Below are 24225 nucleotides of genomic sequence, written 5' to 3' on the forward strand. Positions count from 1 at the left end.
GCGGAGGAGCACGGCATGAGCACGACCCGGTACGAGGTGGCCCAGCAGGTCCGCGGACAGGAGGGCGCGACCTGCGCACACCTCGACCAGGTGCGTTCTGTCGCCCCCAGCTCGATGGACGGCTGCCAGGACTGCCTCAAGTCGGGCGGCACCTGGGCGCAGTTGCGTGTCTGCCTGTCCTGCGGGTACGTCGGCTGCTGCGACAACTCGCCCCGCCGACATGCCACCGGCCACTGGCAGGGCGCCCGGCACGCCCTCATCCGCTCCTTCGAGCCGGGCGAGGAATGGGGCTGGTGCTACGAGGACCAACTGTTCCTGCTGCCACGCAACTAGCGGGGGCGTCGGCACGTGCCCGTGTCCGGAAGCGCCGCGCGGGGGGCCCTCACCACCACGCCGCCGGGCTGCTGCCCCACGGCACCGGGGCGGCCGCCCAGTCGGCCGGACCGCCTTTGAGGGCGAACGGGGGCAGGGCGTACGCGAGTTCCCCCTGCTCGGCGACCTTGAAGCCGAGATGCCGCGCGGCGGCGACCCGGCGCGGGAACCCGGGAAGGTGTTCCTCGGGGTCGTGGTGCCGCAGCAGCCACGCCGCCGTCCGGGCCAACGCGACCTCGACGTGCGAGCCCCGGCCGTCCGCCTGGCGCTCCGTCAGCGAGCGCAGTACGCCCGCCGCCAGCAGATAGCCCGTGCCGTGGTCCAGCGCCTGGGCGGGCAGTACGCCGGGCCGGTCGTCGCCGTCCGCCTCGATCCAGGCGATCCCGGTCGGCCCCTGCACGAGGCTGTCGAAGCCGCGCAGCCGCGCCCACGGCCCCGGCCCACCCCATGCGGACAGGTTCGCCGTGACGATGCCCGGGTGCCGGGCCGCCAGCACCTCGGGGGCCAGCCCGAAGCGGGCCGGCACACCGGGGCGGTAGCCGGTCACGACGACGTCGGTGTCGGCCAGGAGTTCGTCCAGGACGGCGATGCTATCCGGCGTGCCGAGGTCCAGCAGCGCGGAGCGCTTCCCCAGGCCGGTGTCCAGGTGCTGCGCGGGCAACTCGGGAAGGTGCGGGGAGTCGATGCGCAGCACGTCGGCGCCGAGAAGGGCGAGCGTGCGCGTGGCCACCGGCCCGGCGATGACGCGCGTGAGGTCGAGGACCCGGATGCCGGACGCCGGCAGCACCGTCCCGTCGTGCGACGCGGGTCCGCCGGCCCGCCGCGGCGACGGCGCGCCCATTCTGCGCCGGGTGAGCAACGGGTCGTCCGCGACCTGCGAACCGTGCGGGTGGGCCCGCCACTCGTCGGGGGTGAGGACCGCGAACGCCAGCCCGTCCGCGTTCCGGATGCGTTCCTCCGCCTCCGCGACGGACAGCGGCAGCAGCGCGGGCGCGACCGTCTCGGCGGGGTCGTCCGGCGTGCCGGTGATCTCCAGCGCGCGGAAGAGCGCGTCGCGGTGGTGCGGATAGTTGCCATGCACGCGGACCACGCCGTCCGCGCAGACGTAGAACTTCGACAGCGGGTCCATGCCGCCCTGCGGACGTCCGTTCAGGCGCAGATGCCGCTCGCTCGTGAAGGCTATGGCGGTCGCCTCGCTGTCGACGGTGACCGTGGCGAGCGGTGCGCCGGAACGTACGGCCGCGAACTCGGCCGCGGCGAGCCCCGCCGCCCCCGCGGTCGCCTGGGCCAGCTCGGTCACCGGCAGGCGCGCGGGCAGCGTGTCGGCGCGGCCCGTGAACGACACGTGTGCGGCGAGCGCGGGGTCGCCGCCGAGCGATCGCCAGGCTTCGTCGAGCAGCAGGGCTGCGGAAGGACGCATGGAGCCAATCCCATCACCGCGTGCGCGGCACTGCGAGGGCGGGGGGCGGTCGGCAGGCCAGGGCGGTGATCACGATTCCGGGTGGCGGATGCGGTGGCGAACAAGCGACGAGTATCCGGAAATGTGTGCCATGTCGACGAGAATTTGCGGCTAATGTCGGTTCCTCACGGGACCTCCACGAAGTCTCCTTCACCCTTTTGCGTCATTAACGCTCTGTCGTCCCCCGCACGCCGGACCGGCGACGGACACTGGGAAGCGGGGCAACCATCGTGTCGGCCACGGCGGTTGGGGTGGAGTACCGAGATGGGGAGGGCACGCCATGCGGAGGATCTGGGGCGGCGCAGGGGCCGGGGGACTGGGCGTCAACGACGTTCTGATGAAGGACGCCCGGTTGAGCGTGCCCGCACGGGGCCTTGCCGTGCACCTGCTGTTACTACCCGAACAGGCCCGGCCCGACCGGGCGCGACTCGCGTCCCGCCCGGGGGAGTCGGTGAAGTCGATCGAGGGGTACCTGGAGGAGTTGCAAGAGGCCGGCTACCTGCGGCGCCGCATCGTGTGGGACCGCCGCGGCCGGGCGTTCGAGGAGGTCACGGTGTACCCGCAGGCCGTCGCGGACGACGCGGCGGCGGAGGTGCGGGGCCGGGTGTTCCACTGGCTCGCCTCGCCGGAGCGGCAGCCGGAGCGGGCGTTGTCGGCGCTCGCCGGAACCGCGGCGACCCGGGAGGTGGAGCCCGCCGGCATGCCCGAGGCCGGGGCCGCCACCGCGGTTGACGCCGAGCCGGCGACCGAGGACGCGGGTGAGGATGAGAGCCCGGCCGAGGAACGAGGCGACGGCCTGACCGAGGTCGTTGCCGGCGGCCGGGCCGGCGACCTGACCGACGGCCAGGCCACGGATGCAGTGGGAGGCGGGTCCGGAAGCGCCGCCGAAGCGGGCGCCGAATGCGACACGGACGAGCCCGAGCCCGCCGCGCCCGAGCCCGCCGCGGCTGACGGCGACGAAGGTGAGGGTGCGGTCGGCGACCTCGGGGACCTGGCGGACCTCGGCGACCGACCCGAGCCGGTTCCCGCGGGCGCGTGTTCGGGTGCCGGGGCGGGATCCGGTGCGGCCAGGCCGTGACCGTGCGGCGCCCCGGGCTGTTGTACCTGCGGGCCCGGGGCAGGCCGCCCGCGGAGGAGGGGGTCGGCCTCGGCAGCCCCTTCCCCCTTGAAGTTACTTGCGGGTAGCATCCGGGGGTGAGCACTCAATTCGACTTCATCGCCGACGGGCTGAAGCAGTCCGTGCCCCTGGTCCGGACCCTCGGTCTGGAGTTCGTCGAGATCGACCGGGAGCACGCGGTCCTGCGGCTGCCGGACAACGCGGACCTGCACAACCACGTCGGCGGCCCGCACGCGGGCGCGATGTTCTCGCTCGGCGAGTCCGCGTCCGGCGCGATCGTCCTGGCGGCGTTCGGCGACCAGTTGGGCCGCGCGGTGCCGCTCGCGGTCACCGCGGACATCGCGTACAAGAAGCTGGCCATGGGGCCGGTGCTCGCCGAGGCACGTCTCGGTCGCCCGGCGGAGGACGTGGTGGCGCAGCTGGACAAGGGCGAGCGGCCCGAATTCCCGGTGGCGGTCGAGATCCGCACCGAGGACGGCACGACGACCGCCGAGATGAACATCGTGTGGACGCTGCGCCCGAACCGCACCTGACCGCGCCCGGTCGCAACCGTTCGCACCCCATGCGACGGACCGCCCCTCCGCCGCGACGGATGTGGTCGCGGCGGAGGAACGCGGCGGCGGGTCGCGTCAGTATCGCCAGCGGGTGGCGGCGACGATCTCCTCTGGAGTCGACGTCGCGAACAGCGCCGCCTCGGCGCGTCGGACGGCCGCGAATGCGGCGTGCAGTTCGGGGCCGAACGCGGCCGACAGCACCGCCGAGCGGTCGAACTCGGCCACCGCTTCCGGCAGTGACGCCGGCAGCCGCTCCGCGCCCGTCTCCGCGGGATTGGCGGTCGTCTCGAGCGGCAGCACCGAGCCGCGCTCGACGCCGTCCAGTCCCGCGGCGATCACCGCGCCCATCGCCAGGTACGGATTGGCGGCCGCGTCGAAGCACTTCACCTCGGCGTTGGCCCCGGACTCCCGCTCACCCGTGCTCCCGGTGATCAGCCGCACGGCCGCCTCGCGGTTCTCCAGGCCCCAGCACCGGTACGCCCCCGCCCAGTGCGACGGGACGAGCCGCAGGTAGCTGGCCGCCGACGGCGCCCCGACCGCGGTCAGCGCGGGGAGTGCGGCCACGATGCCCGCGAGGAACGCCTCGCCCACCGAGGTCAGGCCGTACCGACCGTCGCCGCCGTGCATCAGGTTGACCCCGTCCCGCCACAAACTCAGGTGCAGGTGGCCGCCGTTGCCCACCGTCCCCGGCGTCGCCACGGGCGCGAACGACACGCGCAGGCCGTGCCGCGCCGACACCCCGCGCACGGTCTGGCGTACCAGGACCGCGCTGTCCGCCGCGCCGACCGGGTCCTCGGCGGCGACCGACACCTCGAACTGCCCTGGTGTGTACTCGGGATGCAGCTGGAGCACCGTCAACCCCTGGGCGTCCAGCGCCTGGAGGATGTCGCGCAGGTAGTCGGAGCACTCGACGACGCGGGTCATGCCGTACGCCGGGCCGTCGGTCGGCACCTCGGGGGCCCCGTCGGCCGATCCGGCCCGCGCCGCGATCCACTCGACCTCGAAGCCGGCGCGCAGCGCGAACCCGCGGTCCGCCGCGGCGTCGCACATCCGCCGGGCGAACTGCCGCGAGCAGCCCGGGTGCACGTGGCCGTCCTGGGTGATGCGGTCGCCCGGCGCCCAGGCCCAGCCGGGCTGCGCGGCCAGCGGGACGAGCCGGTCCAGGTCCGGTACCAGGCGCAGGTCGCCGACCGGGCCGCCGATCCAGGTGCTGTCCGTGATCGAGTCGTCGACGAGGAACACGTCGAAGCAGGGCGCCGCACCGACGCCCCATGCGGCCGCGTGCTCCAACTGCCGGACGGGGACGGTCTTGACGCGACAGATGCCCGCGTTGTCGACCCACCCGACGACCACGCCGGCGACGTCGCGTGCGGTCAGCTCGGCGGCTGCGATGCGGGCGCGCGCCGCGCGTTCGGCGCGCACGTCGGCGCCGACCGCCACGGTCGCCACGGCGGCGCCGGGAGTGCCGGGGAGGGCAGGGGAGGGGGGAGGTGGTGTCTCAGTTGCCGCCATGCGGGTAATCCTGCCGTTGCGGACGGACCGGTCGAAACTCCCCGTTCGGGTGAAGAAGCCCAGGTGAACCGGGGTACGCGCGAGCCGTCGCCGGTCCGGGCGGGAAAACTCGGAGGCCCGGCAGAGGGGTCGTCCCCTAGGGTCCCGATCATGGAACCTCCCCACCCGCAGGGCCCCGACCTGCGCATCTGCTGTGTCGGCGACTCCTACACGCAAGGCGTCGGCGACCGTGAGGGCGGATGGGTCGGCCGCCTGTCGGCACGTGCGCACGCCCGCGGCGACCGCCTGACCGCCTACAACCTCGGGGTGCGCCGTGAGACGTCCGCCGACATCGCCGGCCGCTGGTACGACGAGGCCGCGCGCCGGTTGACCGGCGGGGACGCGCACGGTGTGGTGTTCGCCTTCGGCCTCAACGACAGCACGTACGAGGACGGTGTACCTCGGGTCGCACCCGACGACAGCGTGCGCAACCTGCGCGCCGTCCTGGGGACCGCCCGCGCCGCGGGCTGGCCCGCGCTCGTTGTCGGCGTGCCGCCGATCCCGGACGGCGACACCGGGCGCGGCGATCTCCCCGCGCTGGAGGCCGCGTTCGGGCGTACCTGCGCCGAACTCGGCGTTCCCTTCGTTCCGGTGCACGACGCGCTGCGCGGGCGGCCCGAGTGGTGGCAGAGCATCGACGCGTACGGCGACACCGCGCACTGCGGCCCGGTCGGCCACGCGATGCTGGCGGACCTCGTCGGCGACGGCGGGTGGTGGCCCTGGCTCGAGGGCCTGGCGGGGCCGGACACCGCCCGACCGGACCCGCCGGAGCCGGACACCGCCGGGGCGGACTCCGCCGGGCCGGACCCGGCCTGACCGGCGCGTGGTGCGGGCGGCCGTTGACCGGCCGGCCACCCACACCCGCGCCGGACCGGAGTCGGCGGCGTGACCGCGGGTACGTCAGTGCTTGAGCGCGAGACCGCCCGCCATCAGCCGCTGTCCGACCGTCAGTTCCGCGGCGACAGGCTCCTCGGGGCGCCACTGCGGCAGGTAGACGACGCCCGGGTCGAGGAGTTCGAGCCCGTCGAAGTACGCGGTGATCTCCTCCAGGGTGCGGAAGCGGCCGGTGCCCAGGCTGGTGAGCAGCGCGCCTTCGAGGGCGAGGGCGTCCGGGCTCGACGCGCAGAAGTGCGTGAGCAGGAAGTAGCTTCCGGCGGGCAGGGCTTCGAGGTACGCCCGCACGATGCCGTCCGGGTCCTCGTCGTCGCCGAGGTGGTGGATGACGCCGACCAGCATGAGGCCGACGGGCTGGTCGAAGTCGATGAACTCCCGGACCTGCGGCAGGTCCAGCACCGCCTTGGGGTCGCGCAGGTCGGCGGTGACGACGGTGGTGTTGTGGTTCTCCGCCAGCAGGGCGCGGCCGTGGGCGAGCACGATGGGGTCGATGTCGACGTACACGACGCGTGCGTCGGGTGCGACCGACTGCGCGACCTGGTGCGTGTTCTGCACGGTCGGCAGGCCGGACCCCAGGTCCAGGAACTGGCGTATGCCCGATTGGGCCATGAAGCGGACCGCGCGGCCCAGCAGGTCGCGGTTGAAGCGGGCGACGTCGCCGATCTCCGGGACGATGTCCTGGGACTGCTGGGCGATCACCCGGTCGACCGCGAAGTTGTCCTTTCCGCCCAGGACCGCGTCGTACACACGCGCGATACTGGGCTTGCTCACGTCGATGCCGGTGGGTGCCCAGTCGTCGCCTCCGGTGCCGCCCGGCGGACCGCCGACGGCGTTCGCCTCCGGACCGTCCGAAATGTCCTCGATGCCGCTCACGCGTCCCCTACTCCTGTGCCGCGGTTGGGAGTTGATGTTTCGTCACGCGGATCGTAACGCGTGGTGACCAGGGATGCTCGCGCGTCTTCCGGGCAGCGCTTCGACTGAGGCGCCGGAGGACGTCCAGGGGGACCGGTCGGGGGATCGCGGCGGCGTTTGGGAGGGACCGTGTCGTGTCTTTTTCGGGGATTGGTAGGCTTTTCCTATATTGAAGGGGTGAAAGGTACGGAAGGTACGCAAGGGGCAGCGCAGGCGGCGGACCGCCGTGCGCGCCGACGCATCCGTACCGTGCGCGCGGCCGCGTACATCGTCGTCGCCGTCAGTGTCGCGATCATCACCGGACTCGGCGTCGCCCGCACCACCGTCCTCGACGAGGCCTGGTACGACTCCGTCCTCGAACGCGAGGACAGCTACAACCGCCTCTACGACCAGGTCCTCGTCGACCCCGAGATGGCCGACATAACGCGCGACCTGCTGGCCCGTCTGCCCGTCCCGCCCAACCAGGTCACCGCCAACCTGCGCCTCGTCCTGCCCCCGTCCACGCTGCGCGGCATGACCGCCGACCAGATCGGCCGGACGGTCGCCTACCTGCGCGGCGACGAGGGCGACCTGCACTTCACCGTCGACCTCAAGCCGGTCATCAACAACCTCGGCGGCGTGGCCGAGGTATTCGTCGGCGACCTGACCGGCGACGTGCCCTCGGTCACCGAGGCCAACGCGCCCGCGTTCGTCGCGTCCGTGCAGCGCGCCCTCGACGCGCTCGCGCAGGGGCAGAGTCCCGACAGCCTGCCCGCCCTCGACCTGGCCCCCGAGGCGGCCCCGCAGGTCGCGGACCTGATCCTGGAGAAACTCCCGGAGGACAGCCGGGCGCCGCTGCGTGAGCCGGTGATCGCCTCGCTGCGCGCCAACGACCTCGGCGGCGTGCTCGTCGCGGTCGTGCCGGCGCTGTTCGGTGAAAAGGTCCTGGACGCCCAGCACGGTCTGACGGAGCTGAGCAACGGCGAGCAGTGGGACCTGGTCGTCGACGTCCGGGCCGAGGACACCGACGTCAACCTCGGGCCGCTGCCGCAACTACGGGCGTTCACGGTGTTCGGCCTCGGCAAGATGCTCACACTGGCCTGCGCGTTCGCCCTCGGCGGGCTGTTCGTGCTGTGGCGCACCGCGCCCTACCGCGGGCTCGGCCGCCTGCGCGGCCCCGGCGTCGGACTCGCCGCGGGCGGCCTGCTCGCCGCCGCCGTCTGCCTCATCGCATGGGGCGCGGCACCGCACCTGATCCCGGAGGACCGCGGCAGCTGGGCGCCGTCCGTGCGCGTCCTGGTCGGCGACCTGCAGGAGGCCGCCACGCGCGACATCGTCGGCGTGTGGGTGACCGCGGCGGCGGTCCCGGTCTTCACCGGCTCGGTGCTCGCCGGCCTCGCGACCGTCGCGATCCGCCGCCAGGAGCGCGGCCGCGAACCGGTCAAGCGCTCGCGGGTGCGCACCATCACCGGGTTCGCCGCGGCTGGCGCGGCCGGTGCGCTCGCGCTCACGATCCTGGTCCCCGTCCCCACGGTCGGCGACCCCGACAAGGAGCGCCGCTGCAACGGCATGCGCCAGCTGTGCGACCGCAGCTACGACGACGTCGCGTACCTCGCCACGCACAACTCCATGTCGTCCACCGCGGACCGCTTCATCAGCCCGCTCCAGGACCCCGACCTGGTCACCCAACTCGACCTGGGCGCGCGGGCGCTGCTGATCGACTCGTACCTGTGGGAGAGCCCGGACGAGATCGCCTCCCGGCTCGCCAGCGGCGACCTGTCGCCCGAGGAGCAGCAGATCATGGCCGGCGTCGTGGACCGGTACGCCCCGGCGCGCCCCGGCGTCTGGCTCTGCCACTCCCTGTGCCGCGGGGGCGCCATCCCCCTCGTCGCCACGCTGCGGCAGGTCGGCGACTGGCTCGACAACAACCCCAACGAGGTGGTCACGCTCGTCGTGCAGGACGCCGTCGACGGCACGCAGATGATGGAGGCCGTGCAGCAGTCCGGCATCGACCGCTTCCTCGCGACCCCGCCCGCGGACCCCGCCGCGCCGTGGCCGACGCTGCGCGACATGATCAACCGCAACGAGCGCCTCGTCGTCTTCGCGGAACGCGCCGACGGCCCGGATCCCAGGTACCGCAACTTCTACCGGTATGGGATGGAGACGCCGTACACGTTCCCCGACCCGGAGTCCATGAGCTGCGTGCCGAACCGCGGCGGTACCGGCAAGGGCCTGTTCCTGATGAACCACTTCATCACCGCCCAGGGCGGCAGCCGGATCGACGCGGGACGCGTCAACAGCCGCCAGTTCGTGCTGGACCGCGCCCGGCGGTGCGAAGCCGAGCGCGGCAGTCAGGTGAACTTCGTCGCCGTCGACTTCGCGACCATCGGGGACGCCCGCGGCGCGGTGGACGTCCTCAACGCCGACCGGGCGCGAAGGGACGCCGTCCAGCAGCCCGGGCGGCCCGAACCGCCGCGGACCCCGCCCCCGGGTCCGGCGCTGCTGGCACCGGTCCCGGCCGGGACGCCCAAGGACTGACAGGTGCGATGCCGGGCGTGTTCCCGGCGCGGCCTCGGCCTCAGTAGCCGAGGCCGAAGTCCTGCGGGAACTCGGGGTCTTCGGCGGGGCCGAGGGGGAAGGGCAGGCGGCCGAGGGGAGCGTGGCGGCCGAAGACCACGTCGAGCACCGTCCGGTCCGGGGCGCCGAGGTCGATCAGGAGCGCCGCGCAGTTGCCGGTGAACTCCGGGGCAGGGCAAGGACCTTCGACGCGCAGCACGACGATCGTGGGGACCGCGGCGGCTATGTCGAGGACGCGGTCGGTGTCTTCCTCGGTGGTCCCGGTGCCCGCCGCTGCCGCGACCCGCAGCACGGCCACCTCGGCCTCGGCGAGGTCGTCGACCGGCGTGGCGTATGCGGACGCCGCCGACGCGGCCAGCCCTTCGAGGTACACGCGCACGCCGTCGCGCAGCGGCAGCGCGGGGCCGCCGGTCGCGCTGGTACGGGTGCTGGTGCGGTTGGTGGCCAGGGTGAGCGAGCGGAGCTCGGTGTCGGTGCCCGCGGAGTCGGGGTGCGGCGTACCGGCTTGCGGCGGCGATGCGTCGCGGGGCTCCGTACGGCGTTCCATGCGCGGCCGGGACGGCGCGGGCACCCTTCCCGTACGTGCGTCGTCGGGGATCCGCGCGCGGACTTCGGCCGTACGCGACACGACTCGGGTCTTTGGGGACGGCATCTTGCGGCGGCTCCCTTCGGGTGGGCCCCCGGCGGGGCCCCTCCTGCGCCGCCCCATCGTGGCAGATCGGACCGACCGGTGTGGACGCGGAGTGCACGGGAGAGTGGCACTGACCGGTTGGTCGCTGAATGTCCGGTGATCGTCCAGTTCGCGAACCGGCCCACGCGGCCCGGCTCGTCGCGGCGCGGTCCGGCGGACCGGGGCTCAGCGAAGCGCGTTGTTCGCGTGCCGGGCGAGGGCGACAAGGGTGTCGAGCCCGGACTGCGCGTTGGGGCCGGCGGCCGTGAGGTTCACGCTGGTGACGCGTTCGCCGCGCCCGCGTGCGAAGGCGATGCCGTTGGCCTTGCCCGGGTCGCTGTAGAAGACCGCGGCGTCGGCGAGTTCGGGGACCTGCTCGGTCCGCGCGGTCGGCGAGGCGGTCAGTCGGGCGACCTGCTCCGGGCCGCCGAGCAGCGCGCGGGGCACGTCGCCGATACGTACCGACAGCACCGTTTCGCCGGTGGGACCGATGAACAGGCAGGTACGGCCGCCGTCTTCCGGCCGGCGGCTGATCTGCGTGGCGCCGAGCTCGGTCCGCACCTGGTCCTCGGTCAGGAGATCGCACCCGGTCACGCGCAGCCGTTCCGCGAGCGTCGCCGGCGCAGAAGAGCCGGGGGCGGACGGGGCCGTGCCCGGAGTCGAGGGAACGCCGTGCGCACGGCCGTTCTCGTCCGCCCCGAAGCAGCCCGTCAGCAGCCACATGCCGACCGCGGCCCATACGCAGCCGAACGTACGACGGTTCATCCCGAGCCCCCCACTCATCGCCCCCACGGACTCCGCGACCGCATCCGGTCCCCACCGGTCAACCAGGTCACGCGGACGTCCCTCGACGGATGCTAGTGACCGGACAACCCCGCCGAAAGAGGCGGGACCCCTTGGGTCGTGTCCGCGAAGCCGCGCCGGGCCCGCGAACCGTGGCACACGTACTCCCTACGCCGTCAAGCTCCGAGGCCCCGACAGGTGCTCCGATGCCCGGACGGGGCACAGCCGTACGGCAAAAATAACCGGCCCTTGTGGACGCCTTTCGTCAACAGTCCACAACACCGCACCGACAACGGAGAACCCCCGGCGCCGGTCGGACGGGTCGTCGGGGCGGACGGTTCCCCGCCTGCCGCGGCCGCTCTCCGCCGGGGCGCCCTCGCCAGGGCGCCGGTGCCGGGCGGCGGCGTTCGGCGCGGGTTCGGCACGGGTTCCGCGCGGGGCTCAGTACCGGGTTCGGCGTGGGTTCGGCCCGGGCCGTGCGACTCGCTAAGGTCTGGGCATGACTTCCGCACCACACAGCGCGTCGCACGCTGCCCGTGATGTCACGCAGGCCGTCATCCTGGCCGGGGGACAGGGCTCGCGGCTGCGGCCCTACACCGACGACCGGCCCAAGCCCATGGTGGAGATCCCGGGGACCGGCACGCCGATCATCGGCCACCAACTGGCATGGCTCGCGGCCGAGGGGGTCACCGACGTCGTGATCTCGTGCGGGCACCTCGCCGAGGTGCTGCAGGACTGGCTCAAGACGGCCGACCTGCCGCTGGCGGTGTCGACGGTGGTGGAGACCGAACCGCTCGGGCGCGGCGGCGGGTTGAAGTTCGCGGCGGCCGCCCTGCCGCGGCCCGAGGAGCCCTGGTACGCCACGAACGGCGACATCTGGACCCGCTTCTCGCTCCGCGAGATGGCCGCGTTCCACGAGGAGCGGCACGCGACCGCGACGCTCTCGCTCGCCCGCCCGCGCATCCCGTGGGGAGTCGTGGAGACCGACAAGTTCGGCCACGTCCTGGACTTCATCGAGGCGCCGCCGTCGCCGTACCTGATCAACGCCGGGGTGTACGTCTTCTCGGCGGAGTTCACCGCCCTGCTGCCCGACGTCGGCGACCACGAGCGCACGACGTTCCCGCGCCTGGCCCGCGAGCAGCGCCTCGCCGGGTTCCCGATCCCGCAGGGTGCGTACTGGCGGGCCATCGACACCGCGAAGGACCTGTCGGAGGCGGCGAAGGAGCTGCGCGCCCAGTCGGAGTGACGCGGAGCGGATCGGTCGGCCCAGCGGGGCCGCCGGACCTCCGGTTCAGATCAATTGGGCGTACAGCGCCGGGTCGACGTTGCCGCCGCTGACGACCGCGACGTGGTCGCGCCCGGGCGGCAGCGCGTCGCGTCGGAACAGGTAGGCCGCCGTCGCCACGGCTCCGGACGGTTCGGCGACCAGGCGCGCCGAGCGCCCCAGGAACCGGACGGCCGCGCGGATCTGGTCCTCGCTGACGGTGACGATGTCGTCGACGTACCGCAGCACGTGGGCGAACGGGAGTTCGCCCAGCGACGTGGTGCGCAGCCCGTCCGCGATCGTGCGGTACGTCGCCTCGGACGGCCACGTGGCGCGCACTCCCGTGCGCAGCGACTCGGCGGCGTCGGCGGCGAGTTCCGGCTCGACGCCGATGACCTTCGTGTCCGGGCGCAGCGACTTCACCGCCGTCGCGATGCCCGAGATGAGCCCGCCGCCGCTGACCGGCACCAGGACCGTCGAGGCGTCCGGCAGGTCCTCGGCGATCTCCAGCCCTGCGGTGCCCTGGCCCGCGATGATGCGGCGGTCGTCGTACGGCGGCACCGCGGTGTACCCGTGCTCCTCGGCCAGTTCGAAGGCCGCCGTGTCGCGCCGGTCAGGTGTGACCATGACGATCTCGGCGCCCAGCGCACGGGTCGCTTCGACCTTGACCGCGGGCGCGGTGTCCGGCATGACGATGACCGCGCGGATGCCGAAGCGGCGGGCGGTGTAGGCGACGGCCTGGGCGTGGTTGCCGCTGGAGTGTGCGACGACGCCGCGGGCGCGCTCCTCGTCGGTGAGCGACGCGATCAGGTTGTGGGCACCGCGCAGTTTGAAGGCGCCGATCGGCTGGAGGCTCTCGGGCTTGAGCCACAGGGGACGGTCGGCGTCGCCGTGCGGGCACGGGAGCAGCGGCGTGCGTACCACCGCTCCCGTGACCCGCTTGTGGGCTTCGCGCAGCTCGTCGAGGGTGACCAGGTTTGTCATACGTGCCACCGTAGACGGTCGGCGGACGGTGTCCGCCGGGGCTCAGCGGGACGCGAGGAAGGCCTCCACCTGCTCGTGGATGTACGCGGTGTCCTCGTCGTCCATGCGGTGGTTCAGCGGCACGATGAAGGCGTACTCCATGACCCGGTCGGCGTTGGGGTAGCCGTCGGGGTCGGCGCGGTGCGTGATGTCCTTGAAGCCGGGCTGCCGCAGGATGTTGCCGGACCACACGGTGCGCGTGGAGATGCCGCGCGCCTCGAGGAACTGCTGCAGGTCGCCGCGGCTGAAGCCGGCCTCGGGGTTGACGATGGCCGGGAAGTTCAGCCAGCCGGTCTCCAGCCCGTCCGTCTGGCGCGGCGCGATGAACGCGTCCGGGTGCTTGGCGAAGAAGGCGTGGTGGGCCGCGAAGTGCCGCTGGCGGGTGGCCAGGAAGCGCGGCAGCTTGGCGAGTTGGGCGAGGCCGAACGCGGCGCCGAGCTCGCTGGGTTCGAAGTTCCAGCCGATCTCGTCGAAGATGAAGAGGTTGTCGTACAGGACGCCGTCGATCTCCTCGAAGAAGTCGCGGTTGCCCTTCTTCGAGCCGAACAACTGGAGTTCGGAGCGCCGGCCCCAGCGGCGCAGCATGAGGCCGCGGTCGCGCAGGGCCTCGTCGTCGACGAGGACCATGCCGCCGTTGCCGGCGCAGGTGATGATGTGGCTCATCGCGAAACTGGTGACGGAGATGTCGGCGCGGGTGCCGGTGGGGGTGCCGCGCAGGGTGGCGCCGAGGGCGTCGCAGGAGTCCTCGACGACGGCGAGGCCGTGCCGGTCGGCGATTTCGCGGATGCGGTCCCAGTCGGGGGCGTTGCCGGCGAGGTTGGGGGTGAGGATCGCCTTCGTACGCGGGCCGATGAGCCCTTCGATGCGGTCGACGTCGATCTGGAACGAGTCGGGGTCGACGTCGGCGAGGACGGGTACGAGGCCGGCCTTGACCATGGGGGCGATGTCGGTGGAGAAGGTGAGCGTCGAGGTGATGATCTCGTCGCCGGGTTCCAGCCGCAGCAGTTCGATGGCGAGGTAGAGCGCGGACGAGCCGGAGTTGCACATCAAGCCGTGGCTCTTGCCGAAGAGTGCGGCCACTTCGCGTTCCATGGCAGCGACGTTGCGGCCGATGGTCATGGCGCTGGGCGGGCCGTTGAGGATCGCGAGCATGGCGTCGATCTCGGCCTGGTCGTGGACGCTTCCGGCGTACGGGATCTTGCGCATGCTGCCGTCCCAGGGGTGTCGGTGGCGGGTGGTGGAAGGGGAGTGCTCGGGTGTTCGGCGGCCGGTGCCGGGTGTGTTCCCCGGGAGAACCTAAGGGAGAATCTGACAGCCCGTCAGCGGTCGCTTTTATAGCTATCATGGCTATGATGGGGCGGCAAGGTCGGGGGGAACACCGAGCGGCGCAGAGCGAACACAGAGCAGAGAGCGGGTAACCCGGTGCGGTACACCACAGTGGGAACGTCAGGCTTGAAGGTCTCCGAGGTCGGGCTCGGCTGCAACAACTTCGGCATGCGCATCGACGAGCCCGCCGCGCACAAGGTGGTCGGCGCGGCCCTCGACGCGGGCGTGACGTTCTTCGACACCGCGGACATGTACGGCGGCGGCCGCTCCGAGGAGATGCTCGGCCGCGCCCTCGGCGCCCGTCGCGACGACGTGGTGGTGGCCACCAAGTTCGGCGCGCCCGCCAAGGGCCCGTACGGCGGCGGGGCCTCCCGGCGCCACGTGATGCGCGCCTGCGAGGCCAGCCTGCGCCGCCTCGGCACCGACCACATCGACCTGTACTACCTGCACTTCCCGGACGCGGACACCCCGCTCGACGAGACGCTGTCCGCCCTCGACGACCTGGTGCGCCAGGGCAAGGTCCGCTACATCGCCAACTCCAACCTGGCCGGGTGGCAACTGGTCGACGCCGACCACATCGCCCGCAACGCGAACAGCGCCCGCTTCATCGCGACGCAGCTGGAATGGAGCCTGGTCAACCGCGACGTCGAGCGCGACACCGTGCCGGCCGCCCGGCACCTGGGACTCGGCGTGATCCCGTATTTCCCGCTCGCGTCCGGGCTGCTCAGCGGCAAGTACCGGCGCGGCGAGGACTTCCCGGAGGGCTCGCGGCTGGCCGCCGGGCCGTGGTTCGCGAGCGTGGCGACCGACGAGAACTTCGCCATCGTCGAGCGCGTGACCGCGTACGCCGAAGAGCGCGGCCGGACCCTGCTGCAGCTGGCCCTGTCGTGGCTCGCGGCGCAGCCGGAGGTGCCGTCGGTGCTCGTCGGCGCGACGAGCGCCGAGCAGGTGGTGGCGAATGCCGAGGCTTTCGTGGAGCTGAGCGCCGAGGAGGTCGCGGGGATCGCCCGCCTCGCGGTGAAGGGACCGGTCGAGGAGGGGTGACCGTTGGCCTGCCGGCGCGCGCCGGGCCGCCCGCGGGCGCCGACGCGGTACGCCACCACAGCGTCGCGGACGCGGTCGCCGCGCGCCTGCGCACCCGGATCCTCGACGGCGCCGTGCCGGACGGCGGCACGCTGCCAAAACAGGACGACCTGGCCGTCGAGTTCGGGGTCGGCCGCACCACCGTGCGGCAGGCGTTCCGCATCCTGGAGACCGAGGGCCTGATCACGGTGCGGCGCGGCAACGCCGGCGGGGCGGTGGTGCACGTACCGCAACCCGCGGACGCGGCCCACATGTTCGGCATGGTCATGCACGCGCGACAGGTCGAGCTCGCGGATCTTGCGGGTGCGCTGCGGCAGTTGGAGCCGGTGTGCGCCGCACTGTGCGCGGCCCGCGGGGACCGGGCGACCGAGGTCGTGCCGCAACTGCGGGACGTGCACGGGCGGATGGCGGCGGCGCTCGACGACGGCGGGGCGTACCTGCGGGAGAACCGGGCGTTCCACGAGGCGCTGGTGGCGCTGTGCGGCAACGCGACGATGCAGATCCTGCTGGGCGCGGTCGAGGTGTTGTGGGCGCGGCAGGAGCAGGCGTGGGCCGGGGCGGCGCTCGCCGGCACGGACCGCGGCGCGCGGGCGGCGGGGCTGCGCGTGCACGGCAAACTGATCGACCTCATCGAGTCAGGAGACGAGGTCGAGGTCTTCACAGCGGCGTCACGGCACATCGCCGGGGCGCAGGAGTATCCGCTGCGCGACCACGGCGCGCGGCCGGTGCGGGTCTGACGTCAGAACGGGCTCGGCAGGCGGGGGATCGGTACCGAGATGACGGTCGGGGCGTCGGCGCCGAGTGCGTCGCGCAGGGCGGGACCGAGATCGTCGGGTGCCGACAGGGCGACGCCGTTCGCCCCGAACGACCGGGCCAGGGCCGCCCAGTCGGGATTGCGCAGTGCGGTGCCGATCTCGCGGCCGCCGAAGCGTTCGCGCTGGTCGCGGTTGGAGTTGCCGTACGCCCCGTCGTCGAAGACCACGTTGACGGTGTTGATGCCGTACTGGACGGCGGTGGCCAACTCGCCCGCCGCGAACAGGAATCCGCCGTCCCCGCTGAGCGTCACCACGGGCACGTCGGGCCGAGCGGCCTTCGCGCCCAGCCCGGTGGGGAAGGCGAAGCCGAGGGTCCCCATGTACGACGTGGCGAGGTAGCCGCGCCGCGCGTGCACCGGGTAGCGCATGTGGCACATGTAGCCGACCGTCGTCGTGCAGGGCACGAGGATCGAATCGTCCGGCAGAGCGGCGCGTACCGTGTCGACGATAGCGGACTGCGGCCCCACGGCGGCGAGTTGCTCGTGGACCTGCCGCCTCATGCGGGCCGTCTCGGCGGTGCGCGGCGGCCGCGGCCCGGAAGTGCGCCGCAGCTCGGCGAGGAGCGCCTTGGCGCCGGGCAGCGCGTCCGCGGCGATCGCCACCGACGCGGTGTGGTGGCGGTCGAACTCGGTGGGGTCGGCGTCGAGGTGGACGAGCGGGACGTGCGGCGCGATGCCGCTGCCCGAGAAGCGGGTGCCGACCGCGAGCACCGCGTCGGCGTCGTCGAGGACGGGCCGCAGGCGCGGGTTGAACCACATCGTTCCCACGCTCAGTGGGTGCCTGTCGTCGACCGCGCCCTTGCCCTCGCGGGTGGTGACCACCGGAGCCTGGAGGTGCTCGGCGATCGCGGTGAGCGCGTCGTGCGCGCCCGCGGAGACCGCGCCGCCGCCCGCCCACAGCAGCGGGCGTTCGGCGCGCAGGAGCAGCGCGGCGGCGTCGCGTACCGCGTCGGGGTCCGGTTGGGCGCGGCGCCTCTCGGCCGCCGCGGGCAGCTTGACGTCGGCCTTCTCGGCCAACGCCTCGGGCGGGACGTCCAGGACGGCGGGGCGGGGGCGTCCGGTGCGCATGGCCGCGAATGCGCGGTGCACCGCGCCCGGGACCTCCGCGGCGTGCCGGATCCCGGCGGTGTGGCCCGCGACCGGGGCGACGACGTCGAGTTGGCGGTGGATCTCGTGCAGCGCGCCGGAGCCGCGGTCGATGGCGTCGCGCGGTATCTGGCCGGCCAGGAGCAGGACCGGGGAGGAGGCGGCGTACGCGGTGGCCAGGCCGGCCCCCGCGTTGTAGAGGCCGACGCCGGGCACGACGAGTGCGCAGCCCTCCCGCCCGACGGCGCGGGCGTATCCGTCGGCCATGTAGGTGGTGGCCTGCTCGTGGCGGGTGGTGACGAACGTGATGCCGGGTTCGTCGTAGAGCGCGTCGAGCAGGTGCATGATCTGGTCGCCGGGCAGGCCGAAGAGGTGGGTGACCCCTTCGCGGCGGAGTTGCGTGACGAGGGCTTGGGCGCCGGTCATGAGGGTCATCCGCGGGCTCCGACCGTCGTGCCGGCGGTGTCCGTGCCGCCCGTGGTGTCCGCGGCGCTCGTGTCGGCGGCGTCTGCGCGGCGCGCCGTGTGCGCCGCGCTGAACGGCCTTGGTGCGGAGCCTTCCAGCGTGACGCGGTGCAGGTAGCGCCGCGCGGACCCGTAGTCGTTGACACCGCGGTGCTGCACGCTGCGGTTGTCCCACATGACCACGTCGCCCGGGAGCCAGCGGTGCCGGTAGGCGAACTCATGCCGGGTGGCCGCCTCGTAGAGGTAGGCGAGGAGCGGTGCGGACTCCTCGTCGGTCATGTCGGCGAACCGGCGCGTGTAGTCCGCGTTGACGTACAGCGCTGGGCGTCCGGTCTCCGGGTGCGCGACGACCACCGGGTGGGTGGCGGTGACGGTCGACTCGGTGAGTCCGGCGTCGGCGGCGAGGGAGGTGCCCTGGTGGACGGCCGTGAGCCCGTCGAGGACGCGGCGTAGGCCGGGGGAGAGGCGCTCGTACGCGAGGTGCTGGTTGGCGAACATGGTGTCGCCGCCGGCGGGCGGGAGTTCGCGCGCGTGCAGCACCGTGGTGCGTGGCGGTGCGGCGGAGAAGGTGACGTCCGCGTGCCAGGTCTCGGTGAGCGGGACCATCTGGTAGATCTCCATCAGGCCGGGGTGGCCGGTCAGCGACGGCACGTACGGGTGGACGAAGACCTCGCCGAACTCGGCGGCGAAGGACAGGAGTTGATGGGGGCTCAGATCCTGTCCGCGAATGGCGAGCACGTGGTGCTCGAGGAACGCGGCGCGCAGGGCGTCCAGGGTCGCGGTGTCGGCGCGAACCAGGTCGGCGCCGACGACCTCGGCGCCGGTGGAGCCGGACATGCGGTTCACGCGGATGCTCACGGCCGCGCTCCTTCCGGGGCCGGGGCGGGGTGCTCGCCCGCGGCGGTCGGCGCGGGCCGTGCGCCGAAGCGCGGTGGACGGCGTTCCAGGAAGGCCGTCACGGCTTCGCGGTGGTCGGCCGTGGTGAACGTCATGGCCTCCAAGGCCAACGAGGTGTCCAGGAGCCGGTTGACGCGGTCGTTCAGGTCCGTGTTGGCCAGGCGCTTGTTGAAGCGCAGTGCCACCTGGGGGCCCGCGGCGAGGCGTTCGGCGAGTGCGGTGGCACGCCCCAGCACCTCCGCGGTCGGGCACACGTGATTGACCAGCCCGTACCGCAGCGCCTCTTCGGCGCTCATGAGGTCGCCGGTCATCAGGTATTCCTTGCCCCGGTTGACGCCGAGCAACAGCGGCCACAGGATCGCACCGCCGTCGCCCGCGACCAGTCCGGCGTTGACGTGCGGGTCGCCGATGCGTGCCGTGTCGGCCAGGAAGGTGACGTCGCAGAAGAGGGCGAGCGTCGCCCCGAGGCCGAGCGCGTCGCCGTTGATCGCGGCGATCACGGGTTGGGGCACGGCCAGTTGGGCGCGTACCAGGGCCGCGGAGCCCTCCAGGAGTTCGGGGTTCCCGTCGGGGTAGCCCTCGGCGAGCTTGGCGTCCATGCCGGAGAAGTCGGCGCCCACGCAGAAGGCCTTGTCGCCCGCGCCGGTCACCACGACCACGTCGACCTGGTCGTCGGTGGCGATGCGGCGGAACAAGGGGGTGAACTCCGCGTGCATCTCGGGGCTGATCGCGTTGCGGCGGGCGGGGCGGTCCAGCGTCACGTGCAGGATCCGGCTGCGAAGTTCCGTACGCAGGTGGGTGAAGCCGTAGTGATCGCCGTCGGCCATTCCGGTCTCCCTTGCGGCGGGCGGTTCTTGGCTGGCTGTCGTCGGTGGAGCCTCGACGCGCGGATCGCGCGGATGGTGCACGGACGGGGGAGGAGCGTGGTCGCGTGAGCCTATCATCCTCACCTTGTAATCATTATGATGATAGGCCCGTAGCTCGCGCCACGCCGTCGGAAAACCGGAGATGGAGCCGCTCGTGACCGCCTCGCCGATTCCCCGCCTGGTCGACCTCGACGCCCACGTCGTCGAACCGCCCGACCTGTGGTCGAGCCGCCTCCCCGCCCGCTACCGCGACCAGGGGCCGCGCATCGAGCATCTGCCCGGCGGCGTACCGGTGCTGACCGGCGGGACCTACCGCGAGGCGCCGGGGACCGACGGACCGGACGTCGCGTGGTGGCACTACGAGGACCACTACTACTCGGTGAAGCGCCTCATCGCGGCGGCCGGGTACCCCGCCGACGAGATCACGATGACCGGCATCACGTACGACGAGATGCGCCCCGGCTGCTGGCGTACGCAGGACCGGCTCGCCGACATGGACCTCAACCACGTCCAGGCGCAGATGTGCTTCCCCAACTACCCTCGGTTCTGCGGGCAGTTGTTCCTCGGCGGCCAGGACCGCGAGCTGGCGCTGCTGTGCGTGCGGGCGTACAACGACTGGATGGTCGAGGAGTGGTGCGGCACTTCGGGCGGACGGCTGATCCCGCTGTGCCTGGTCCCGCTCTGGGACGCCGGACTCGCCGCCGAGGAGGTGCGCCGCAACGCCGCGCGGGGCGTGCGCGCCGTCGCCTTCAGCGAGCTGCCGACGTACCTGGGTCTGCCCAGCATCTATTCGGGTTACTGGGAGCCGCTGTTCGAGGCGTGCGAGGAGACCGGCACGGTCCTGTCGATGCACATCGGCTCCGGGACGAAGACCCCGCAGGCGTCGCCGGACGGCCCGGACGCGGTGGCGTCGACGATCATCTTCGGCAACTCCGTGGCGTCCATGGCCGACTGGCTGTTCTCCGGGGTCCTGCACCGCCGGCCGCGGCTCAAACTGTTGTTCGCCGAGGCGCAGATCGGCTGGATCCCCTACCTCCTGGAACGCATCGACGACGTGTGGTCGACGCACCGGGGCTGGTCCGGGAGCCAGAGCCTGTGCCCCGAACCGCCGTCGACGTACTACCACCGGCAGATGTTCTCGTGCTTCTTCAAGGACTCCGTCGGCGTCGAGCTCCTGCACCGGGTGGGCGAGGACAACGTCGCCTTCGAGACGGACTACCCGCACCAGGACGGGACCTGGCCGCACTCGCGCAAGGCCGCCGAGGAGCAGTTCGGGCACCTTGCCCCCGAACTCGTCCACAAGCTCGCCCGCGGCAACGCGATCCGCCTGCTGGACCTCGACCTGCCGGAGGACGAGTGATCCCTGCGACACCCGCGCCCGCGCACCGCCCGCTCGACCTCGGACTCGCGCCGGGGGCCGAGGAGTTCCGTGCCGAGGTGTGCGCGTGGCTCACCCCGGCCATGGCGCTCGGCCGGATCGCCGCACACCGTGATCCCGACGACCGGACGGGTTTGGGCGAGGAGTTCGAACGCGCGCTGCTGCGCGAGGCCGGCAAGCGCGGGTGGCTCGGGATCTCCGTGCCGTCCGGAGCGGGCGGTGGCGGGCGGCCGGCGTCGTGGGCGGCGGCGTTCGCGTACGAGGTCGCCTGGCACCACGCGCCGCTGGTGGACACGGGCGTGGTCCTGGCGTCGGCGCCGGTGGCCGCGTACGGCAGTGCCGGGCAGCGCGGGCGGCTGCTGCCGGGAATGCTGGACGGGCGCGAGACATGGTGCTGCGCGTACACCGAACTCGCCGCAGGTAACGACCTGTTCGCGGGCCTGCGGGCCGAGGCCCGGCAGGACGGCGACGGGACGTGGCGGATCACCGGGACCAAGGCACTGGTCACCGGGGCGGCCAAGGCCGACCGCTGCCTGACGGTTGCTCGGACGCCCGGCGGGACCGCGATGTTCGTGGTGGCGTTGCGGAGCGCGGTGGCGACGGACCCGGCCGCGCCGCGGACCGGAGGGGTGATGGCCGCCGACGGAGTGGAGATCCGGCGGATCCCGACCATCGCCGGGTACACGCTCGACGAGATCGTCTTCGACGGTGCGGAAGCCGAGCTGCTGGGCGACGAGGGGGCCGGGCGGCGCCAGGTCGCCCGGGCGGTGCGTGCCGAGCACGGCGGCTTGTTCCAACTCGGCTGGGCGCACCGGCTGGTGTCGGACCTGACGGCCTGTCTGGCGGGGGTAGGGGCCAATTGCGTGGACGGTCGCCGGGACGGGAGCGAGGTCGATCCGGTGCTCGCCGAGCAACTCGGCGGCCTCTGGGTACATCTGCTCGCCGGACGCGGCACGGCACTCGCGCCCGTCTTCGCCATGGAGTTGGCGCGGCCGGACCTGGTGGCGGCGATGCTCGCCAAGATCCGGCTGACCGAACTGGTCCGGGACGCGGCCCGCGAGGCGGCCTCGGCGGTGCGGCGGTTCGCGGCGACCCGGCCCCCGGGGCGGGCGCGCAGTGAACTGGAGTCCTGGGAGACCAGGTTCGCCGCAGAAGCGGTCATGCGGCTGGACGGCCCGATCAGCGTCGGTGCGAACGACCTGCACCGTGAGGCCGTGGCCTCCTTCGTCCTCGGTGAACGGCCTTTCGACGGAGGAAAGGCGGCCTTCGACGAGGCGGTGGCCGAACCGCTGTCGGCCGCCTGGCGCGCCCTGCGGACCGCGGTCGATCGGGTCAACTCGCGTACGGCATACGGGACGACAGTTTCGCGGCTGCCGGTGGTACGGCGCCGCCTCGCCGACATGTACGGCGAACTCGACGCCGCCTGGCGGCTCGCGGCGCAGGCGGATGAGCACGGGGCGGCGGAGGAGGTGGTCCTCGCGGCCGCCGACCACGTCGGGCGGGCGTGTCGCGGCGTGGTGGAGGAAGCCGTCGAACTGTGCGGTGGCCATGGCTACTTGGCCGACTCGGGTCTTGGTGCGCTGCTGAGCACGGTGTACGGGGCCGAGCGCCTCGCCGACACGAGGCCGTCGCCGCGCGCGCGGATCGCCGTACGCGTGCTTGCGGCGGAACAGGATGCGGCCCGGGTGGCCGGCGGCGGGGTGCCGGCGGAGGTCGAGGGGAGTGGCCGCTGACCGCGTCGACGGCGTTCGGTGAGGCCACCCGGTTGCTTGGGATGCGCCCGTTTCGTGTTTGATTGGGGGAGACCCGCCGAGACGTGCGTGGTCATGCCGGGCCGCGCACGTACCTGCGTAGCGCGAGGACCACAAGGAGGGACGTGCGATGGCCGGGCCCTCGTCGTCCGAGGCGTCGCAAGCCGCGTCGGCGGGCCTGTCCTCCGCGAGCCCTGAGCCGGAGCCGGTGCCCCTCGCCTATGCGGCCCCGTATCCGGCCGATCCGCCGCCGGTCCTGGCCCAGCCGATGAACGCCTACGTCTCCGGGCAACTGAAGGCCGGGGCCGACCCGGCCGACCTGGGCCTCCGCCCTCCGGCCCAGGCCGCAACCGCGACGCCGTCGCCCGGCCCCGCGTCTCCCGCCCCGCCCGCTCCCGGCGTGGAGAACACCCGCAGTCCCGCGCGGGAGGTCGAACCCGGCCCATCCGGCCACTGACCGCCGCGACCGGGGCCGACCGCGGCGGCACCGCGGCGGCCGTCAGCGCTTCACGACCTCCGTGAGGCTGGTCAGGCTGTCCCGACCGCGTCCGGACTCGACCCCGCGCCGGAACAGTTCGAGGATCGCGGCGGGCACGGACGGGTCCACCCCGGAGTCCTCCGCCGTCCGGACCACGTGCGACAGGCTGGCCACGGCCATGCCGAGGTTGTCGACGTCGCCCTCGTGGTTGCCCGCGTCGATGCGCGGTGCGTAGAACTCCAGGAAGTACTTGAAGTCCAGGGTCTTCACCGCGTGTTCGAGGAACCGCTCGGCCGAGATGCCGTTGGCCAGGGCCACCGCCTGACCGTGCAGATAGCCCACCAGCCCGGTCCAGAACATGTCGATCCCGATCTGGTAGTACAGCGCCGCGAGCCCGGGGTCCTCGCCCAGGTAGTCGACCGACGTCAGTACCTCCAGCGCGGCGCGGTGCCGTTCCACCGCCTCGGCGGGCCCGCTGTAGTACGTCGCCGCGTCCGCGCTCCCGATCCCCGGCGGCGGTGTCTGCACGCCCCCGGTGATCTGCACCGCGCCGTGCCCGGCGAGCCAGGCCGCGGCCTCGCGGGCCTGGGCCGGGGTGTCCGACGTGAGGTTGGCGACCGTCCGCCCCGACAGCGCCTGCGGCGCCTGGCGCAGGATCGCGTACACGGCCTCGTAGTCGGTAAGGCTCATCACCACCAACTCGTTCGCCCGCAAAGCGGCTTCGATACTCGCGGCGAGCCGCGCGCCGCGCGCCACCAGGGCATCCGCGCGGCTCGGCGTCCGGTTCCAGAGGGTCACCTCGTACCCGCGGTCGAGGTACGCGGCGGCCATCGCCTGCCCCATGGGGCCCAGGCCGACGACGGTGACGGACGGTCGAGACATGAGAACTCCTCGCGACTAAAATGAACGTTCTATCCAGTGCGGTCC

General features: G+C 73.0%; 22 protein-coding genes. 11 read left to right on the forward strand and 11 right to left on the reverse strand.

What is annotated here, in order from left to right; translation table 11 throughout:
• Positions 1-15 precede the first annotated feature (15 nt).
• Positions 16-333 carry a UBP-type zinc finger domain-containing protein gene (locus AB0C36_RS05280; RefSeq protein WP_358349503.1) on the forward strand — a complete coding sequence of 106 codons (318 nt, stop codon included), beginning with the start codon at positions 16-18 and terminating at the stop codon, positions 331-333.
• Positions 334-382: 49 nt separating this feature from the next.
• On the opposite strand, the gene AB0C36_RS05285 is transcribed toward AB0C36_RS05280, so the two are convergent.
• Positions 383-1792, reverse strand: coding sequence for a CoA transferase (locus tag AB0C36_RS05285; protein ID WP_358349505.1), 1410 nt, complete (start codon positions 1790-1792; stop codon positions 383-385).
• Positions 1793-2111: 319 nt separating this feature from the next.
• On the opposite strand from AB0C36_RS05285, the gene AB0C36_RS05290 reads away from it, so the two are divergent.
• Together AB0C36_RS05290 and AB0C36_RS05295 are read left to right on the forward strand one after the other, a co-directional pair.
• A complete protein-coding gene (locus AB0C36_RS05290; RefSeq protein WP_358349508.1) occupies positions 2112-2909 on the forward strand; it encodes a hypothetical protein in 798 nt (265 codons plus the stop codon).
• A gap of 116 nt (positions 2910-3025) precedes the next feature.
• On the forward strand, positions 3026-3481 hold the full coding sequence (locus AB0C36_RS05295; RefSeq protein WP_358349511.1) for a DUF4442 domain-containing protein: 456 nt from the start codon (positions 3026-3028) through the stop codon (positions 3479-3481).
• A gap of 96 nt (positions 3482-3577) precedes the next feature.
• On the opposite strand, the gene AB0C36_RS05300 is transcribed toward AB0C36_RS05295, so the two are convergent.
• Positions 3578-5014, reverse strand: coding sequence for a glutamine synthetase family protein (locus tag AB0C36_RS05300; RefSeq protein WP_358349514.1), 1437 nt, complete (start codon positions 5012-5014; stop codon positions 3578-3580).
• 150 nt (positions 5015-5164) lie between these two features.
• Between AB0C36_RS05300 and AB0C36_RS05305 the strand changes: the two genes are divergently transcribed.
• The gene (locus AB0C36_RS05305; protein WP_358349516.1) at positions 5165-5869 is read left to right on the forward strand and encodes a GDSL-type esterase/lipase family protein; all 705 of its coding nucleotides are present in this window, start codon (positions 5165-5167) and stop codon (positions 5867-5869) included.
• Positions 5870-5953: 84 nt separating this feature from the next.
• On the opposite strand, the gene AB0C36_RS05310 is transcribed toward AB0C36_RS05305, so the two are convergent.
• The gene (locus AB0C36_RS05310) at positions 5954-6820 is read right to left on the reverse strand and encodes an SAM-dependent methyltransferase (RefSeq protein ID WP_358349519.1); all 867 of its coding nucleotides are present in this window, start codon (positions 6818-6820) and stop codon (positions 5954-5956) included.
• 216 nt (positions 6821-7036) lie between these two features.
• On the opposite strand from AB0C36_RS05310, the gene AB0C36_RS05315 reads away from it, so the two are divergent.
• Entirely contained in the window at positions 7037-9376 is a 2340-nt protein-coding gene (locus tag AB0C36_RS05315) for a phosphoinositide-specific phospholipase C-related protein (protein WP_358349522.1), read from the forward strand.
• Between the two features lie 40 nt (positions 9377-9416).
• On the opposite strand, the gene AB0C36_RS05320 is transcribed toward AB0C36_RS05315, so the two are convergent.
• The gene (locus AB0C36_RS05320) at positions 9417-10067 is read right to left on the reverse strand and encodes a glycoside hydrolase family 3 protein (protein ID WP_358349525.1); all 651 of its coding nucleotides are present in this window, start codon (positions 10065-10067) and stop codon (positions 9417-9419) included.
• Positions 10068-10271: 204 nt separating this feature from the next.
• Positions 10272-10850, reverse strand: coding sequence for a hypothetical protein (locus AB0C36_RS05325; protein ID WP_358349528.1), 579 nt, complete (start codon positions 10848-10850; stop codon positions 10272-10274).
• A 517-nt stretch (positions 10851-11367) separates the two neighbouring features.
• Here AB0C36_RS05325 and AB0C36_RS05330 point away from each other — a divergent pair.
• Positions 11368-12114 carry a nucleotidyltransferase family protein gene (locus tag AB0C36_RS05330; protein ID WP_358349531.1) on the forward strand — a complete coding sequence of 249 codons (747 nt, stop codon included), beginning with the start codon at positions 11368-11370 and terminating at the stop codon, positions 12112-12114.
• A 45-nt stretch (positions 12115-12159) separates the two neighbouring features.
• Here AB0C36_RS05330 and AB0C36_RS05335 read toward each other — a convergent pair whose 3' ends face one another.
• Both AB0C36_RS05335 and AB0C36_RS05340 read right to left on the reverse strand, forming a co-directional pair.
• Positions 12160-13116, reverse strand: a complete 957-nt coding sequence (locus AB0C36_RS05335) for a threonine ammonia-lyase (protein ID WP_358349534.1) — start codon at positions 13114-13116, stop codon at positions 12160-12162.
• 42 nt (positions 13117-13158) lie between these two features.
• Positions 13159-14361, reverse strand: coding sequence for a DegT/DnrJ/EryC1/StrS family aminotransferase (locus AB0C36_RS05340; RefSeq protein ID WP_358349536.1), 1203 nt, complete (start codon positions 14359-14361; stop codon positions 13159-13161).
• Positions 14362-14607: 246 nt separating this feature from the next.
• Between AB0C36_RS05340 and AB0C36_RS05345 the strand changes: the two genes are divergently transcribed.
• A complete protein-coding gene (locus AB0C36_RS05345; RefSeq protein ID WP_358349539.1) occupies positions 14608-15525 on the forward strand; it encodes an aldo/keto reductase in 918 nt (305 codons plus the stop codon).
• On the forward strand, positions 15522-16301 hold the full coding sequence (locus AB0C36_RS05350) for a FadR/GntR family transcriptional regulator (protein ID WP_358349542.1): 780 nt from the start codon (positions 15522-15524) through the stop codon (positions 16299-16301). Before AB0C36_RS05345 ends, AB0C36_RS05350 begins: the two co-directional genes overlap by 4 nt.
• 2 nt (positions 16302-16303) lie before the next feature.
• Here AB0C36_RS05350 and AB0C36_RS05355 read toward each other — a convergent pair whose 3' ends face one another.
• From AB0C36_RS05355 to AB0C36_RS05365, 3 genes are read right to left on the reverse strand one after another with little or no spacing between them, the layout of a single operon-like run.
• Positions 16304-17899, reverse strand: a complete 1596-nt coding sequence (locus AB0C36_RS05355) for a thiamine pyrophosphate-binding protein (RefSeq protein ID WP_358349544.1) — start codon at positions 17897-17899, stop codon at positions 16304-16306.
• Positions 17896-18786 (reverse strand): TauD/TfdA dioxygenase family protein, encoded by an 891-nt coding sequence (locus AB0C36_RS05360; protein ID WP_358349547.1) that lies wholly within the window; start codon positions 18784-18786, stop codon positions 17896-17898. The genes AB0C36_RS05355 and AB0C36_RS05360 overlap by 4 nt, the downstream gene beginning before the upstream one ends.
• Entirely contained in the window at positions 18783-19652 is an 870-nt protein-coding gene (locus tag AB0C36_RS05365; protein WP_358349549.1) for an enoyl-CoA hydratase/isomerase family protein, read from the reverse strand. The genes AB0C36_RS05360 and AB0C36_RS05365 overlap by 4 nt, the downstream gene beginning before the upstream one ends.
• Positions 19653-19845: 193 nt before the next feature.
• Between AB0C36_RS05365 and AB0C36_RS05370 the strand changes: the two genes are divergently transcribed.
• The 3 genes from AB0C36_RS05370 to AB0C36_RS05380 all read left to right on the forward strand — a co-directional run bounded on the left by AB0C36_RS05370 (position 19846) and on the right by AB0C36_RS05380 (position 23277).
• Positions 19846-21051, forward strand: coding sequence for an amidohydrolase family protein (locus tag AB0C36_RS05370; protein WP_358349551.1), 1206 nt, complete (start codon positions 19846-19848; stop codon positions 21049-21051).
• Positions 21048-22802, forward strand: coding sequence for an acyl-CoA dehydrogenase family protein (locus AB0C36_RS05375; protein WP_358349554.1), 1755 nt, complete (start codon positions 21048-21050; stop codon positions 22800-22802). Before AB0C36_RS05370 ends, AB0C36_RS05375 begins: the two co-directional genes overlap by 4 nt.
• A gap of 148 nt (positions 22803-22950) precedes the next feature.
• Positions 22951-23277 carry a hypothetical protein gene (locus tag AB0C36_RS05380; protein ID WP_358349557.1) on the forward strand — a complete coding sequence of 109 codons (327 nt, stop codon included), beginning with the start codon at positions 22951-22953 and terminating at the stop codon, positions 23275-23277.
• Positions 23278-23319: 42 nt separating this feature from the next.
• On the opposite strand, the gene AB0C36_RS05385 is transcribed toward AB0C36_RS05380, so the two are convergent.
• Complete coding sequence (locus tag AB0C36_RS05385; protein WP_358349560.1) at positions 23320-24180, reverse strand: NAD(P)-dependent oxidoreductase; 861 nt, start codon at positions 24178-24180, stop codon at positions 23320-23322.
• Positions 24181-24225: the final 45 nt, after the last annotated feature.

The organism is Streptodolium elevatio, from assembly GCF_040649515.1.
Lineage (GTDB): Bacteria > Actinomycetota > Actinomycetes > Streptomycetales > Streptomycetaceae > Yinghuangia > Yinghuangia elevatio.

Coding starts and splice junctions, on each gene's coding strand:
- AB0C36_RS05280 (WP_358349503.1), top strand. CDS start 16: ATGAGCACGACCCGGTACGAGGTGGCCCAGCAGGTCCGCGGACAGGAG.
- AB0C36_RS05285 (WP_358349505.1), bottom strand. CDS start 1,792: ATGCGTCCTTCCGCAGCCCTGCTGCTCGACGAAGCCTGGCGATCGCTC.
- AB0C36_RS05290 (WP_358349508.1), top strand. CDS start 2,112: ATGCGGAGGATCTGGGGCGGCGCAGGGGCCGGGGGACTGGGCGTCAAC.
- AB0C36_RS05300 (WP_358349514.1), bottom strand. CDS start 5,014: ATGGCGGCAACTGAGACACCACCTCCCCCCTCCCCTGCCCTCCCCGGC.
- AB0C36_RS05305 (WP_358349516.1), top strand. CDS start 5,165: ATGGAACCTCCCCACCCGCAGGGCCCCGACCTGCGCATCTGCTGTGTC.
- AB0C36_RS05320 (WP_358349525.1), bottom strand. CDS start 10,067: ATGCCGTCCCCAAAGACCCGAGTCGTGTCGCGTACGGCCGAAGTCCGC.
- AB0C36_RS05325 (WP_358349528.1), bottom strand. CDS start 10,850: ATGAACCGTCGTACGTTCGGCTGCGTATGGGCCGCGGTCGGCATGTGG.
- AB0C36_RS05330 (WP_358349531.1), top strand. CDS start 11,368: ATGACTTCCGCACCACACAGCGCGTCGCACGCTGCCCGTGATGTCACG.
- AB0C36_RS05335 (WP_358349534.1), bottom strand. CDS start 13,116: ATGACAAACCTGGTCACCCTCGACGAGCTGCGCGAAGCCCACAAGCGG.
- AB0C36_RS05340 (WP_358349536.1), bottom strand. CDS start 14,361: ATGCGCAAGATCCCGTACGCCGGAAGCGTCCACGACCAGGCCGAGATC.
- AB0C36_RS05355 (WP_358349544.1), bottom strand. CDS start 17,899: ATGACCCTCATGACCGGCGCCCAAGCCCTCGTCACGCAACTCCGCCGC.
- AB0C36_RS05365 (WP_358349549.1), bottom strand. CDS start 19,652: ATGGCCGACGGCGATCACTACGGCTTCACCCACCTGCGTACGGAACTT.
- AB0C36_RS05380 (WP_358349557.1), top strand. CDS start 22,951: ATGGCCGGGCCCTCGTCGTCCGAGGCGTCGCAAGCCGCGTCGGCGGGC.
- AB0C36_RS05385 (WP_358349560.1), bottom strand. CDS start 24,180: ATGTCTCGACCGTCCGTCACCGTCGTCGGCCTGGGCCCCATGGGGCAG.